The 13,944-nt window shown below is 73.0% G+C and carries 14 protein-coding genes; 11 read left to right on the top strand and 3 right to left on the bottom strand.

Going from position 1 to position 13,944, the window contains the following annotated elements; translation table 11 throughout:
• A partial coding sequence (locus ACWEN3_RS26080) for an MFS transporter (protein ID WP_452975567.1) occupies positions 1 to 1,149 on the bottom strand: 1,149 nt, incomplete at its 3' end.
• Positions 1,146 to 1,736, bottom strand: a complete 591-nt coding sequence (locus ACWEN3_RS26075) for a helix-turn-helix domain-containing protein (RefSeq protein ID WP_452975564.1) — start codon at positions 1,734 to 1,736, stop codon at positions 1,146 to 1,148. The genes ACWEN3_RS26080 and ACWEN3_RS26075, both read right to left, overlap by 4 nt.
• Here ACWEN3_RS26075 and ACWEN3_RS26070 point away from each other — a divergent pair.
• The 11 genes from ACWEN3_RS26070 to ACWEN3_RS26020 all read left to right on the top strand — a co-directional run bounded on the left by ACWEN3_RS26070 (position 1,735) and on the right by ACWEN3_RS26020 (position 12,764).
• On the top strand, positions 1,735 to 2,253 hold the full coding sequence (locus ACWEN3_RS26070; protein ID WP_452975561.1) for an N-acetyltransferase family protein: 519 nt from the start codon (positions 1,735 to 1,737) through the stop codon (positions 2,251 to 2,253). The two genes, ACWEN3_RS26075 and ACWEN3_RS26070, sit on opposite strands and share 2 nt — an antisense overlap.
• A 278-nt stretch (positions 2,254 to 2,531) precedes the next feature.
• Positions 2,532 to 2,699 (top strand): hypothetical protein, encoded by a 168-nt coding sequence (locus tag ACWEN3_RS26065; protein ID WP_452975558.1) that lies wholly within the window; start codon positions 2,532 to 2,534, stop codon positions 2,697 to 2,699.
• Positions 2,700 to 2,896: 197 nt separating this feature from the next.
• Entirely contained in the window at positions 2,897 to 4,459 is a 1,563-nt protein-coding gene (locus ACWEN3_RS26060; RefSeq protein WP_452975555.1) for a radical SAM protein, read from the top strand.
• Positions 4,460 to 4,566: 107 nt separating this feature from the next.
• On the top strand, positions 4,567 to 6,450 hold the full coding sequence (locus tag ACWEN3_RS26055; RefSeq protein WP_452975552.1) for a carbamoyltransferase C-terminal domain-containing protein: 1,884 nt from the start codon (positions 4,567 to 4,569) through the stop codon (positions 6,448 to 6,450).
• A gap of 33 nt (positions 6,451 to 6,483) precedes the next feature.
• Entirely contained in the window at positions 6,484 to 7,386 is a 903-nt protein-coding gene (locus ACWEN3_RS26050) for a phytanoyl-CoA dioxygenase family protein (RefSeq protein WP_452975549.1), read from the top strand.
• Positions 7,379 to 8,659, top strand: a complete 1,281-nt coding sequence (locus ACWEN3_RS26045; RefSeq protein ID WP_452975547.1) for an MFS transporter — start codon at positions 7,379 to 7,381, stop codon at positions 8,657 to 8,659. Before ACWEN3_RS26050 ends, ACWEN3_RS26045 begins: the two co-directional genes overlap by 8 nt.
• A 3-nt stretch (positions 8,660 to 8,662) precedes the next feature.
• Positions 8,663 to 9,598 (top strand): NAD(P)/FAD-dependent oxidoreductase, encoded by a 936-nt coding sequence (locus ACWEN3_RS26040; RefSeq protein ID WP_452975544.1) that lies wholly within the window; start codon positions 8,663 to 8,665, stop codon positions 9,596 to 9,598.
• 42 nt (positions 9,599 to 9,640) lie between these two features.
• The gene (locus ACWEN3_RS26035) at positions 9,641 to 10,558 is read left to right on the top strand and encodes an SGNH/GDSL hydrolase family protein (protein ID WP_452975542.1); all 918 of its coding nucleotides are present in this window, start codon (positions 9,641 to 9,643) and stop codon (positions 10,556 to 10,558) included.
• Between the two features lie 11 nt (positions 10,559 to 10,569).
• Entirely contained in the window at positions 10,570 to 10,746 is a 177-nt protein-coding gene (locus ACWEN3_RS26030; protein ID WP_452975540.1) for a hypothetical protein, read from the top strand.
• Between the two features lie 13 nt (positions 10,747 to 10,759).
• Positions 10,760 to 12,613 (top strand): carbamoyltransferase family protein, encoded by a 1,854-nt coding sequence (locus tag ACWEN3_RS26025; RefSeq protein ID WP_452975537.1) that lies wholly within the window; start codon positions 10,760 to 10,762, stop codon positions 12,611 to 12,613.
• Positions 12,591 to 12,764, top strand: a complete 174-nt coding sequence (locus ACWEN3_RS26020; protein ID WP_452975534.1) for a hypothetical protein — start codon at positions 12,591 to 12,593, stop codon at positions 12,762 to 12,764. Before ACWEN3_RS26025 ends, ACWEN3_RS26020 begins: the two co-directional genes overlap by 23 nt.
• 24 nt (positions 12,765 to 12,788) lie before the next feature.
• On the opposite strand, the gene ACWEN3_RS26015 is transcribed toward ACWEN3_RS26020, so the two are convergent.
• On the bottom strand, positions 12,789 to 13,412 hold the full coding sequence (locus tag ACWEN3_RS26015) for a class I SAM-dependent methyltransferase (RefSeq protein ID WP_452975531.1): 624 nt from the start codon (positions 13,410 to 13,412) through the stop codon (positions 12,789 to 12,791).
• Positions 13,413 to 13,944: the final 532 nt, after the last annotated feature.

The following is a 13,944-nucleotide window of genomic DNA, read 5'->3' as shown; positions in this document are numbered from 1 at the left end:
GGGGCCCGTCCGGGCGAGGGCCCCGGCCAGGAGCAGTGCCGTGAGGGCGGTGAGCGCGGTGCCCCGCCAGCCGAGGGCGGCGAGCAGCGGGGCGGTGAGCGCGGTGCCGAGGGCGCCGATCGTGAAGTAGAGCACGAGGTAGACGCTGCTGAGGCTGCCGGAGCGCTGCGGATCGAGGGCCATGACGCGGCTCTGGTTGGCGGCCTGGGCGGCGAAGCAGCCGGCGTCGAAGAGGGCGAGGCCCAGCGCGGTGACCGGTGGCGTGTTCAGGCCGGTGGCCAGCAGGGCCGTGCCGGCGGCGGCGCCCAGCATGCAGAGGCTGATGACGGTGGCGCCGCCGTACCGGTCGGTGAGGCGCCCGGTGAGCGGGAGGGCGGCGAAGCCGAGCAGCCCGGACAGGCTGTACAGGCCGATCGCGGTCGGGCCGAGGGAGTACGGCGGCTGCGCGAGGGCCAGGGCGAGGGCCACCCAGACGAGGTTGAAGGCGAAGTACCACAACCCTCCGGTGGCGACCGCCCGGCGCAGCCGCGGCTGGGCCAGCAGCGGAGGGAGTGCTCTGAGGGTGCCGCCGTAGCTGTGGCGGGGGTGCGGCCGTTGGCTCGGCAGGAGCTTCGCGGCGGCGAGCGCGCCGAGCAGGGCGAGAGCGGCGAAGACGAGGAGCATGCGCCGCCAGCCGAGCAGATCGCTCAGGGTCCCTCCGGCGAGGCGGCTGAGCAGGATGCCCGCCGACATGCCGGCGGCCACGGTGGCGACTCCGGTGCCGCGTCGTCCGGGCGGCGCGTGGCGGCCCGCGATGCTGCCGGCCTGGGCCGCGACACTGGCGGCCGCGCCGATGAGGAGGTAGGCGGCCAGGAGCACGAGCGCGCCGTGCGCGGCCGCGGCGAGGGTGAGGGCGGCGGCCAGTGCGGTGAGCTGTGCGGCGACCAGGCGGTTGGGGGCGAGGTGGTCGGTGAGCGGCAGCAGGAGCGCGAAGCCGGTCATGCAGCCGGCCAGCGCCGCGGTCGGCACGAGGCCGATCACGGAGAGCGGGACGCGCAGATCGGCGGCGACCGTGGTGAGCGCGGGCTGGACGGCGTAGTTGTTGGCGATCGCCGTGCCGGCGACGCAGGCGAGCAGGAACGTCCCGCCTCGGGACGGCGCACCGGTCACGGCTGGGTGCCGCGGCTGAGGATGACGGCGTAACGGCAGTCGGCGGCCGTGGTGTTGGCGAAGACGCGCGGGCCGGGCTCGCCGAGTTCGATGGTGTCGCCCGCGTCGAGTTCGTGGATGTCGTCGCCGTCGTGGAAGGTCAGCCGGCCGTCGAGGACCCAGACGACCTGTCGTACGAAGGCGAAGGCCGCGGCCGGGTACGGCACCCGGGCGCCGGCGGGCAGACGGATCTCGGCGACCTCCGCGGGGAAGTGCGGGCCGGTGATCTGGCGGCGCCGGTAGCCGGTGCCGGGGTCCTGCCACTCGGCCGTGTCGGTCCGGCGGCGCACGTCCGCTCCCTGGGCCGGATCCTGCGCGGTCCCCTCGGCGAGGGCGAGCAGGGAGGCGACGCTCAGCTGGAAGGCGGCGGAGAGCTTGCCGAGCACGACGGCGGTGGGGCTGCTCTCGCCGCGCTCGATGCGGTTGATCATGGCACGGGAGACTCCGGAGGCCTCCGCGAGCTGGGCCAGCGTCCAGCGGCGCCGCTCCCGTTCGGTGCGGATGCGCGCCGCGATCCGCCCCACCAGAGGATCTACTATGTTGGACATGAATCCAATATACGAGAGGCAGCGGGTCGTGACGGTGCGCCCGGCGCACCCCGGCGACGTGGAGGCCGTTCGCGCGATCCGCAACCACGCGATCGAGCACTCGACGGCGCTGTGGACGGACACCCCGCAGTCCTCCGCGGAGGGAGTGGCCTGGCTGGCCGCCCACCTGGCGCGCGGCTCGGCGTTCGCGGCCGAGGTGGACGGCGAGGTGGCCGGGTTCGCCGTCTACGGCCCGTGGCGGGCGCTGGAGGGATACCGGCACACGGTCGAGGACTCCGTCTACGTCCGGGAGGGCCGGCACGGGCTAGGCATCGGCTCCGCCCTGCTGACCGCCCTCATCGCCGGGGCGCGCGAGGCCGGCCATCACGTCATGATCGCCGGTATCGAGGCGGACAACGCCGCGTCGGTCCGCCTCCACGAACGGTTCGGCTTCCAGCACGCCGGAACCGTGCGAGAGGTCGGACTCAAGTTCGGCCGTTGGCTCGACCTGACGATCATGCGCCTGGCCCTCGACTGACCGGGCCGGCGCACGGTCCGGCGTCCATGGCCGGATCGCGTCCGGCGCGAGGAGATTACCCGGGCGCGCGGAGACGCGCCCGAACACGGGTGACCGTGCGGGGAATGCAGGTGAATCGGCGCCCGAGAACGGCGCACACCGAACACCGGAGAGCTCGATGCCGTCGGGGAATCCGACGGAAACGGTTTTCCAACCATGACCGGTTGAAGTCTTATTGGACGTTGCCGGTATCTGCTTCAGTGGATCGCATTGTGCATCACACCCACTGAGGAGGCCACATGGCCGAAGTCACGAAGGTGGTCCGTCCCGCGATCACGGCGTCGTCGCGTCCGTGCGCGTTCGTCTCGCCGGACAAGGGCAACGCCCCGACCATCACGCCCGTCCGCAAGCAGGTGGAGACCGACACGGCCCCCGCTGAGCAGCGCAAAGAGTGTGAACCGGCCTAACGGCTGAAGTACCCCGGGGCCCCGCCGCCGGCCGGGCCCCGGTCTGTCGCGCGGGCCGGACCGGGAGCCGGGAGCGGTCCGTGCCCCAACGGCCGTGCGCCGGAGCGCTTTTCACCGACGCCGTGCCGCGCACCGCGCGCCGAGCCGCGGGGTACGTCGCACCGGAATTCGTGACACGCAGGGAGAAGTCTTCAGCCATGCAGAATTCGATGTTCCAGTCCTCGCGCTACGTCCGCACCCTGCGCGCCGCGGACGACCGGGATTTCACGTCATTCGGGGGCAGGCTCGATTCCTGCGCGGACGACGAGCGAACCATGGCCTTTCATTCACTCTTCGGAAATGCGCGGCTGATCGACCGGGACATCGTCGAACTGCTCAGGGACGCCTCCCGGGGCATGAGCTGGGAGCGGCTGCGGGAACGGGTGGACGACGCGTCGCTGCGCGACCTCGTCGAGTCCCGGTTCCTGGTCGAGGCGGGGCACGACGAGGCCGAGGAGATCGACGCCCTGCTGTCGAGCAGGCAGAGCGCGCTCAGCAGCGGCGTGTTCCACTCCTCCATCCAGCTCGTGCTCACCAACGCCTGCAACTTCTCCTGTCAGGGCTGTTTCGCGTACAACTTCGACGGCGGGGTCGAGGAGCGCAACACGTCCGGGGAGTCGGTGAAACCCGGTCCGGTCCTCGTCGAACTGCGCCGCTCGCGCCAGGACTCGGGCCCGACCCTCGCCCGGGGCGACTGGAACCACGGCTCGGACGAGGGCCGCAACCCCTCGATGCACATGTCCCGCGAGGTGGCCGAGAAGACCGTCCAGGAGGCCGTCGAACTGCGCAGGGCCAACGGCGGCGGCCATCTGACGGTGTCGTTCTTCGGCGGGGAACCCACCCTGGCACGCGACACCATCCTGCATGTGCTGCGCACCTTCGGCGACAGCCACGAGGGGGTCACCCTCTCCTACGACCTGACCAGCAACGGCTCCCGCATCGACGACGACCTGCTGGCCGCGCTCGCCGAGCACCGCGTGGACACCACCGTCTCCATCGACTATCTGGTCCCGGAGACCGGTGAGTTCCGCGGCGGCCAGCAGCAGCGCACTCCCTGGGCCGTGGTCCGCAAGGCGATCGTCGACATGAAGGCCGCGGGCGTCCCGGTCAGCATCACCTCGGTGCTCTCCCAGTACACCTGGGACAAGTGGGGCACCCCGCTCATCGACTTCGTCGCCGAGGCCGGCCTGGACAGCCTGGACGTCATCGTGTCGTTCCAGGCCAAGGAGTTCTTCCAGCGGCACAACCCGCACGACGTGGCGCAGCGGCTGCTGGCCGCCGTGGACTACGGGCGTGAGCGCGGCGTACAGCTCAGCGGCTACTGGTACCAGACCTTCCAGATGATCATCGACGAGGCCAAGTGGGCCGAGCAGGCCGACTACAAGACCTGCCCGGCGGTCGGCCGGCAGCTCTCCATCGAGCCCAACGGCAGTGTCTTCGCCTGCAAGGCGACCGCCCGCAAGCTGGGCACCATCGACGACTGGCGCGGCATCTTCTCCTCCCCCGCCTACCAGGACTACGGCATGCGGGCCTACACCAACGGCCCCGGCTGCCAGGGCTGTGAGCTGCAGGGCACCTGCTCGGGCGGCTCCGCCGGAGCGCTGGAGGAGGAGAACGGCTCCATCCAGGTGATGTCGCCCGGCTACTGCGCCTACATGCGCGAGGTGGTGCAGGGTCTCCTGGAACGCCATCACACGCAGAGCCTAGCCACCCTGTCCTGACCCCGGCCCCGACGAACTCCGCAACGGACCGCCCGCGCACGGCGGTCCGCCGAGCCACGACCCGGCCCCGCCACCTTGGCCCGGGCCGAGGAAGGGTGACTGGTTCCATGGCAACGATCGGAATGCACTTCGGCCACGACGCCGGTGCCGCGCTCACCGACGGGGGCGGCTACCACGTCATCGAGGCCGAGCGCCGCCTGGGCTTCCGCCATGTGTGCGGCGGCAACGGCGACTTCCCGAAGGCCGCCGCCGAGTGGCTGGCGGAGCTGCGGGAGCGGGCGGCGAGCCCGGTGACCCGGATCGCGGTGGCCGACTGGTACACGCCGAGGTGCGAGGTGCTGCCTCCGGCACTGGTCGAGCTGGTCAACGAGGACGCCCGCTGGACGGCCACCGGCGGCGGGGGCCTCGCCGACGCGGTGACCCGGGTGATCAAGCCCCTGGACTGGCCGCTGGCCAAGGGGTTCGGTGACATCACCCTGACCGCCGTGCGCCACCACTACGCGCACGCCGCCCTCGCGTACTACACCTCCGGGGCCCGCAAGGCGCTGGTGGTGGCCCTCGACGGGACGGGCAACTACGCCGAGTGCGGCATGGTCTGCCTCGGCGACGGCGACCAGCTCACCCCGGTGATGTCCTTCACGAACCGAAGCGGCCCGCGCTTCGGCCTGGTCTACGAGGCGCTCGCCCGGCGTGTGCACGGCAGCCAGTTCGACACCGGCAAGCTGCTCGGACTGACGGCCACCGGGGACACCGACCCGGACCTGCTGCCGGTGCTGCGCGCCATGCTGATCCCGCAGTCCACCCGGCGCGCCTCGTCGGACCTGTACGAGCCGCTCGACGAGGACCGGCTGACCGGCACCGCGCTGCGCTATGCCGACAGCTGGTGGGAGTACGACCCGGTCAGCGGCGGATATCTGGACGCGGGCCTGGCCGACTCCTCGGACGACGACGTCGTGCACTCCTTCGGATCGGTCTTCCCCGACGAGATCCGCACCGCGGACGGCCGCGCCACGCAGGTCGGCACCTCCCCCGACGAGCGCGTGTGCCGGGACCTTGCGGCCACCCTGCAGAGCGCCGTGGAGCGGGACCTGACCCGGCTGGTCACCGGAATCAGCCGCCGCTTCCCCAGCTACGCCACGCTCTGCTACGCGGGCGGCTGCGCGCTCAACATCACCGCCAACAGCCTTCTCGCGGAGTCGGGCCAGTTCACCCGGGTGTCCATCCCGACCTGCTGCGACGACTCGGGGATCGCGCTGGGCGCGGCGCTGGCCGTCGCCGGACCTGCCGACCGGCCGGCCCTGCTCGGCCGCTCGGCCTGGGCGCCGCTGGCCTACGCCGGCCCACCGCTGGAGGGCCTGGACAAGGCGGACCGTGGTGCCACCGCCCCGACCGGCGACCTCGCACGGCGGCTGAGCGGGCTCGGGCTGTCCGTGCACGGCTCCGACGGCGAGGAGGAGTTCCTCGACAGCGTCGCCGGGCTGCTCGCCGACCGGCGCTGTGTGGCATGGCTGGAAGGCGGTATGGAGACCGGGCCGCGGGCGCTGGGCCACCGCTCGCTGCTGGTCTCGGCCCACTGGAGCGGCGCCCGCCGGTACGTCTCCCAGACGATCAAGCAACGGGAGTGGTTCCGGCCGGTCGCGCCGATCTGCCCGGAGGAGGTGGCCGACCAGTACTTCACCGGGCCCCTGGACCACACCGAGACCATGCTGTTCGCGGTGCGGGTGCGGCCCGACCGGGCCCGGCAGCTCGCCGAGGCGCGGCACATCGACGGCACGGCCCGCCTGCAGACCGTACGGCCCGACGCGCAGCCCCTGCTGCACCGGCTGTGCCACGCCGTCGGCGCCCGCACCGGGCTGCCCGTGCTGATCAACACCAGCGCCAACGGTGGCGGCCGCCCCATCCTCAACCGCCTCGACGAAGCACTGGAGTTGCTCCTGCGGACCGAGCTGGACGCCGTGGTGCTGCCCGGGCACCGCCTGATCGCCGAGTGACCCCGCCCCCGTCCAGCACCCTGGAGAGTGTCTGTGGCCCCCATCCAACTGCGTGACATCCACAAGACGGAGCCGCTGCGCGTCCTGTCCCCGGCGGACTGGGAACACTGGGTCGGCCAGGGCTATGTGATCGTGCGCCGGGCGGTGCGGCCGGAGACGGTGGCCGCCCTCGCCGAGGGCCTGGCCTCCTTCCTCGACATGCGCCCCGAGGACCCCTCGACCTGGACCTCGCCGCACACGGGCAACGACCGGCTGCCGGGCCACAGCGGACTGGTCGAGATGTACAACCACCAGGCGCAGTGGGACGTACGGCAGGCTCCGCGGATCCACCAGGCGTTCGCCGACATCTGGGACCGCACGGACCTGTGGGTCACCATCGACTTCGCGAACGTCAACCCGCCCAACCGGGGACCGCGCGCCTTCGACGGGTTCGTCCACTGGGACGTCGACACCTCCGCCGATCCGCTGCCGGTCAGCTGCCAGGCGGTGCTGTCCCTCACCCAGGGGGACGAGGAGATCGGCGGCTTCCAGTGTGTGCCGGAGATCTTCGCCGAGTGGGAGAAGTGGGTGAGCGGCCAGCCCGCCGACCGCGACCCGTTCACCCCGGACATCACCGGCTGCTCGATCACCACGCCCCGGGTGGCGCCCGGTGACCTGATCATCTTCAACAGCCTGCTGCCGCACGGGGTGCACCCCAATGTCTCCGAGTCCCGGGTGCGCATGGCCCAGTACCTGACCATGGCGCCCGCCTGGGAGGAGAACGCCGAACTGCGCGAGGCCCGGGTGCGGTTCTGGCGCGACCGGATCCCGCCGCATCCGCCCGAGGGCGGGATGCGCAAGGACGAGGCCGCGCTGTACGGCCCTGCGACGCTGAGCGAACTGGGCGAGCGGCTGCTGGGCCTGCGGGCGTGGTCCGAGGGGGGCGTTGTTGGCTGACACCGCCAGACAGGGGACCGGGCACGGCCGCCGGGCGGACCTGGGACGCCCGTTCCGCTGGCTGTGGGCGTCGACCGCCGCCTCCAACGCGGGCGACGGCATCACCCGTACCCTGCTGCCGCTGCTGGTGGTCGCGCACCATCCCGATCCGGCGGCGGTCGCGGGGCTGACCACCGTCAACATGCTGCCCTGGCTGCTGTTCGCGCTCCCGGCCGGAGTCCTCGTGGACCGGGTGGACCGGCGCCGGATCGTACTGGGCAGCAACCTGGTGCGTGCGGGCGCCCTGCTCGCCGCGACACCGGTGCTCGCGGACCACCGCTCCCTTCCTCTGCTGTACGCGCTGGCGTTCGTGCTGGGCATCGCCGAGACCCTCGCCGACACCGCGGCGCCCGCGATGCTGCCGCGCCTGGTCGAAGAACAGCAGTTGGAGCGGGCCAACGGGCGGCTGTCGGCGGCGCAGATCCTGCTCAACGAGATGGTCGGACCACCCGTCGCGGGCCTGCTCGTCGGTCTGACCGCCGTCGCGGCACTGGCCACCGGCGGGGTGCTGTACACGCTGGCCGCGCTGCTGCTGGTCGGTCTCGCCCCGCTCGTCCGCGGTGACGCCGCTCCAGGTGGGGCGGCACGCGGCGGGGTGCTGCGGGACATCCGGGCGGGTCTCGGCTTCGTCCTCGGCCATCGCACCCTGCGGCTGACGCTGGCCGCGAGCGCCCTGTACGGCCTGGTGTTCTCGGCGACGTTCTCGATGCTGGTGCTGCTGAGCGACCGCGCCCTGGGGCTGAGCGGGACCGGGTACGGGCTGCTGCTCGCCGCCGGTTCGCTGGGCGCCGTCGCCGGCAGCTGGCTGGCGCCCCGGGCCGCCGACCGGCTGCCCACCGTACGGCTGGCGCGGTGGTCCCTGGTGGCGTCCGGTGTCGCGTATGTCGCGCTGGGCCTCGGACGTCAACCGGTCCTGGCCGCACTGGCGCTCGCCGCCAACGGCGTCTTCATGATGGGCTGGAACATCCCCGTCATGTCGCTGCGCCAGCGGCTCACACCGGAGGAGCTGCAGGGCCGGGTGATGAGCGTGTCCCGGCTCTGCGCCTGGGGCTCCATGCCGATCGGCGCCACACTCGGCGGCCTGCTCGCCGCAGCCCTCTCCGTGCCCGCGGTGTTCGTGGTGTGCGGAACCGTCCTGGCCGCCGGCGCGCTGCTGCTGCTCGCGCCGCTGCGCGAGGACCCGGCCACGCTCGCCGACCGGCCCGCGAACGGCGACCTACTCGACAAGGGATGACCATTGGACACACAGCTCTATGACACGGTGATCGTCGGAGGCGGCCCGGCCGGCCTCAACGGGGCGCTGTACCTGGGGCGTTCACGCCGCCGTGTGCTGCTGATCGACTCGGGCGACGCCCGCAACATGGCGGCCGGGGTGATGCACAACGTCCTGACCAACGACGGGGCGACGATCGCCGACTTCCGGGCCCGCTCCCGCGCGCAACTCGCCCCGTACGACGTGACGTTCCGCGACGACGAGGTGGTCTCCGCCGAACCCGACGGCGACCGGGTGGTGATCGCCACCAAGGAGTCCGGCACCTTCCGTGCCCGTACGGTGCTCTGGGCGGCCGGTGTGCGCTCGGTGCTGCCACCGGTCCCGGGGATCGCGGACCTGTGGGGCGGGTCGGTCTTCGAGTGTCCGTACTGCCACGCCTGGGAGGTGCGCGAACGCGGCTTCGCCGTGTACGGGGGCACCGTGCCCAGCGAGTGTCTGGCCGCGACCCTGACGGTGTGGTCCGACACCATCACCTACCTCACCGACCGGCGCGAGCTGCCCCGGGACGAGCGGGACCGGCTCACCGCGGCCGGCGTGCCCGTCGTCACCGACCGGGTCAGCGAGCTGAAGCCGCATCCCGAGGGTGTCGAGGTGGTGTTCGAGGACGGCCGGTCCACGAGCTACGGAGCCATGTTCCTGCACCTGGACACCGAGCCGCGCATCGCCCCGCTGCGCCCCTGGCTGCAGGCCCCGGACCTGGAGTCGGTGCAGACCGACGAGCGCGGCCGCACCAGCCTGCCCCGGCTGTACGTGGCCGGGGACCTCGGCCGCAACATGCAGCAGGCCGCGATGGCCGCCGCCAGCGGCGGGCTGGCGGCCATGGCCGTCAACGCAGACCTCGTCCGGGAGGACCGCCCCGGCTCCCTGCCCGAGCCGCCGCCCCCGGCGCCGGCCCGCTGAGCGCACTCAGCCCATCCGCCCACGCCACGGGAGCCCTTCGCGATGACGTCACCCCGCGCCGAGTTCACCCCGCACATGGAGCACTACACCTTCTTCCTGGAGGACCAGCCCTACCTGGGGTACTTCCAGTACGGCAACGAGAAGACACCCGTCCACACCACCGACCGGCACGGCTTCCGGGTCACCCCGGGCCCCGGCGGGCTGCGGGCGACGGTCGGCGACGACCGCCCCGACGGCCCGGCACGCGTGCTCGCGGGCAGTTCCGCGGTCTTCGGCGTCGGCGCCACCGACGACACCGCCACGATCACCGCACGGCTGTGGAACACCCACGCACCCCGGCTGCCCTGGCTGAACATCGCCGGGCAGAGCCACAACTCCGCCCAGGAACTGATGCTGTTCACGCTGTTCCTGCACGAACTCCCGCCGATCGAGGACATCGTGCTGCTCTCCGGGGTCAACAACCTGGTGCTGAGCAGGCTGCCGGAGGAGAAGCAGGGCCGGCACGGCGCCTTCTTCGACTGCGGGCCCGCCCCCGACGTCGTACCGCCGCCGGACCAGCGGGTCGCGCACGCGGCCGAGTTGACCGTGCGGCACCTCGGTGGGTGGAAGACGCTCGCGGACGGCCTCGGTGCCCGGCTGACCTTCGTCCTCCAGCCGCTCGCGCCGTGGGTGCGCGAGGAGCCGCTGCCCCGTGAGCAGTTGCTCTTCGAGGAGCTTGACGAGGTCTCCAACTTCCGCCGGTTCCACCACGACATCTCCACCATGGCGGTGGGCCGCGCCTACGCGGACCGGCTGGCCACCGGGTGCGCCCGGCTGGACGTGCCGTTCCTGGACATGAACGTGGCGCTGGCCGAGGCCGCCGGGCCGGAGGACTGGCTGTTCATCGACCGCGTGCACTGCACCGATCTGGGCTACGACCTCGTGGCCCGGCAGCTGGCGGACCGCCTCGACCTGGCGTGAGGAGCCCCGACATGCACGACGAGAGCGCACCGGCGCCCGTCTCGGCCGTCCGCCGCCTCGTCTCCTGGCTGCGGCACCGGGGCCGGCCCGGGCCCTCCCCCAGCGCCCCGCCGGACCCGCCTACCGCCTCACCGTCCCGGATGCGGCCGCAGCCCGAGGACGACGCCTCCGTCTACCCCCTGTTCTGACATGGGGATCGGCATGGGCGGCGGCCCCGACGGCCCGGTCCTGGGCATCTCCGCCTACTACCACGACAGCGCGGCAGCCCTGGTGGCCGGGGGCGCCCCGCTCGCGGCGGCGCAGGAGGAGCGGTTCACCCGGCGCCGCCACGACCCCGGCTTCCCCGCCCAGGCCGTCGCGTTCTGCCTGCGCGAAGCGGGGCTGCGCCGAGACGAGCTGGCGGCCGTGGCGTTCTACGAGGACCCGGCGCTGAAGTTCCGCCGGGTGCTGGCCACCTGGCTGGCCACCGCCCCGCACGGATTCCCGGTGTTCCGCCGGGCGTTCCCGCAGTGGGCCGGTGGGAAGCGGCGCGCCCTGGACGACGTACGGGCGCGGCTCGGCGGCCTGGCGCCGGGGCGGCCGCTGCCCCCGGTGGTGGCGCACCGGCACCACGCCTCGCACGCCGCGTCGGCGTTCTATCCGAGCCCCTACCCGTCGGCGGCGGTGCTGTGCGTCGACGGCGTGGGCGAGTGGGAGACGACGACGCTGTGGCACGGCCGGGGCACCGAACTGGTCCCGCTCGCGCAACTGCGCTTCCCGCACTCGCTCGGCTTGCTGTACTCGGCGTTCACGTACTTCTGCGGCTTCAAGGTCGACTCCGGGGAGTACAAGCTGATGGGCCTCGCGCCGTACGGGACCCCCCGCTACGGGCCGCTCATCCGGGAGAGGCTGATCGACGTCAAGCCGGACGGCTCGTTCCGCCTGGACCTGCGCCACTTCGCCTTCCAGTACGGCCGGACCATGGTCGGCCGGGCCTTCGAGGAGCTGTTCGACGGACCTCGCAGGGAGCCCGAAGGCCCGCTCACCGAGCGGGAGTTCGACCTGGCGGCCTCCGTGCAGCAGGTGACCGAGGAGGTGATGCTGCGCCTTGCCCGGACGGTGCTGGGCCGTACCGGGGAGCGACGGCTGTGCCTGGCCGGCGGTGTGGCGCTCAACTGCGTGGCCAACGGCCGGCTCCTCGCGGACGGTGTCTGCGACGAGCTGTGGGTCCAGCCGGCGGCAGGCGACGCGGGCGGGGCGCTGGGCGCGGCCCTGGCCGAGTCGCACCGCCGGGGAGCACCCCGCACCCATGCGGTGAGCGGGGCGGACGCGATGGCGGGGGCGCTGCTCGGCCCCGCCTGCTCCGACCGGGAGATCGAGGAGTTCCTGACCCGGGGCGGACACCCCGCCGTGCGGCTGCCGGAGCGGGAGCTGGTGGAGCGTGTCGCGGCGGAGCTCGCGGCGGGCCGGGTGGTGGGCTGGTTCCAGGGGCGGATGGAGTTCGGGCCACGGGCGCTGGGCAACCGGTCGATCCTCGCGGACCCGCGCGATCCGGCCACGCAGTCCACGCTCAATCTCAAGACCAAGTTCCGGGAGTCCTTCCGGCCGTTCGCGCCGGCGGTCCTCGCCGAGGACGCCAAGGACTGGTTCGACCTGGCGCAGGAGAGCCCGTACATGCTGCTGACCGCGCAGGTCGCCGCGGCCCGGCGGCGGGAGTGCGGGGCCGCGGCCGAGGGCGCGACGGGTCTCGATCTGCTGCGGGTGCCGCGCTCGACGATCCCGGCGGTCACCCATGTCGACGGTTCGGCCCGGGTGCAGACGGTCACGGCCGGGCACAACGCGCGGTTCCACGCCCTGCTCACCGCCTTCCGGGAGCGCACGGGATGCCCGGTGCTGGTGAACACCTCGTTCAATGTGCGCGGGGAGCCGATCGTGCGCGACGCCGGGGAGGCGTACACCTGTTTCATGCGCACGCGGATCGACCTGCTGGTCCTCGGTGACTTCCTGCTGGACAAACGGGACCAGCCCGAGTGGCGGGAGGAGGGCGACTGGCGTGCCGCGATCCCGATGGACTGACCGGCTGGGGCGGCTGGGGCTGGCCGCGCTGTACTTCGGGGTGGTCACTCCGGCCGGGCTGTGCGTACGGGTGGTGCGGGATCCGCTCCGGCGTTCCTGGGACGACCGCCGGACGAGCTATCTGACCCGCCCGATGCGCCGCCGCCGCTGACGAGGCGGTCGGGCCCGGCGTGGATCATCGTCCGCCCGGGTTCGTCGCCGAGGTCACCACCACGCGCCGTGTGCCGAGCACGAGCACGCGCGAGTCGGCCTCGGCGAAGCCGCAGTCCGTCGCCCAGGCGCTCGCCTCCTGCGCGGTGCGGGGCAGCGGCACATCAGGGGCGACGTGTGTCGCGAAGCGGCCCGAGGGGCGAAAGTGCGTGGCCAGCGGCAGCGTGAACCCCACCCGGCCGCCGGGCCGCAGGGCCCGCCGCCAGTCGGCCGGCGCCCGGCGCCCCAGGAAGTGGAGCGAGGAGGCGCAGAGCACGACGTCGAGGGAGTGATCGGCGACCGGCAGCGGTACGGCGTCGGCGATCCGCCAGTCGATCGCCGTGCCGAGGCCCAGTGCCTCGGCGCGGCCCCGGCCCGCCGCCACCATTCCGGGAGACAGGTCGACGGCCAGGACGGCCTGGGCGGTGCCGGGACGGGTCTCCGCGAGGTGCAGGGCGACGGCGCCCGCTCCGCATGCCACGTCCGCGACCGCCTCTGCCGGACCGGGGGCCACCCATGCGATCAGGGCCCGGGCGATCTCCTCGTGGTGCCGGTGGTCGTAGCTCTCGGCCAGCTCGTCGAACGCTCCGGCCAGCGTTGCCCTCTCCATCACCGTCCGATCCTAGGGCCTGCCGGGTGGCCAGGGCCCGGATCACGAAGACGCCGATCGCCGTCGTGATCGCCGGCCGGACGGGGGCGTACGGCAGGAAGGGGAACGAGGAGACGAGGCAGAGGATGACGAAGAACGGGCCGGCCGAGCGGACCCGTGCCGTGTCCGTAGGCAGGGCGACGCTCATGAAGGAGCTGTTCCGGTCGGACGTGCCATCCGGCTCATCGGCGGGTCCTTTCTACTGCCCCGAGCGCGTTTCGAGCCTCGGCCGAAGGACATCGGCACGCCATACGGGGTACGCCGTCCGGGCGTTGCCGCGGGGGCGTGGGTGCGGTTGCCGGCGGCCCGGGCGGTCCCGAGATGCGGCGCTCGCCGGGCGGCCGTTTACTGAAGGCCGTTCACCGAAGCCCACCGGACGCATTGCCGAGTACCCCTGGCGCATGGCTGATCGCCATCGGACGTGTGGCCGGATGCCTGGATGCGCCGCGTCCGGCCGCCGGAGGGAGGCGTCCCGCGTGCCGACCCGACCGAC

The sequence above is a fragment of the Streptomyces sp. NPDC004561 genome (assembly GCF_053602155.1).
The sequence above is the reverse complement of the archived record's forward strand: the minus strand, read 5'-3'. Positions and strand labels throughout refer to the sequence as shown.

Excerpts from the sequence above, each read along its gene's own strand:
- ACWEN3_RS26035 (WP_452975542.1), top strand. The coding sequence starts at position 9,641 with ATGACGTCACCCCGCGCCGAGTTCACCCCGCACATGGAGCACTACACC.
- ACWEN3_RS26060 (WP_452975555.1), top strand. The coding sequence starts at position 2,897 with ATGCAGAATTCGATGTTCCAGTCCTCGCGCTACGTCCGCACCCTGCGC.
- ACWEN3_RS26055 (WP_452975552.1), top strand. The coding sequence starts at position 4,567 with ATGGCAACGATCGGAATGCACTTCGGCCACGACGCCGGTGCCGCGCTC.
- ACWEN3_RS26015 (WP_452975531.1), bottom strand. The coding sequence starts at position 13,412 with ATGGAGAGGGCAACGCTGGCCGGAGCGTTCGACGAGCTGGCCGAGAGC.
- ACWEN3_RS26065 (WP_452975558.1), top strand. The coding sequence starts at position 2,532 with ATGGCCGAAGTCACGAAGGTGGTCCGTCCCGCGATCACGGCGTCGTCG.
- ACWEN3_RS26075 (WP_452975564.1), bottom strand. The coding sequence starts at position 1,736 with ATGTCCAACATAGTAGATCCTCTGGTGGGGCGGATCGCGGCGCGCATC.
- ACWEN3_RS26070 (WP_452975561.1), top strand. The coding sequence starts at position 1,735 with ATGAATCCAATATACGAGAGGCAGCGGGTCGTGACGGTGCGCCCGGCG.
- ACWEN3_RS26030 (WP_452975540.1), top strand. The coding sequence starts at position 10,570 with ATGCACGACGAGAGCGCACCGGCGCCCGTCTCGGCCGTCCGCCGCCTC.
- ACWEN3_RS26025 (WP_452975537.1), top strand. The coding sequence starts at position 10,760 with ATGGGCGGCGGCCCCGACGGCCCGGTCCTGGGCATCTCCGCCTACTAC.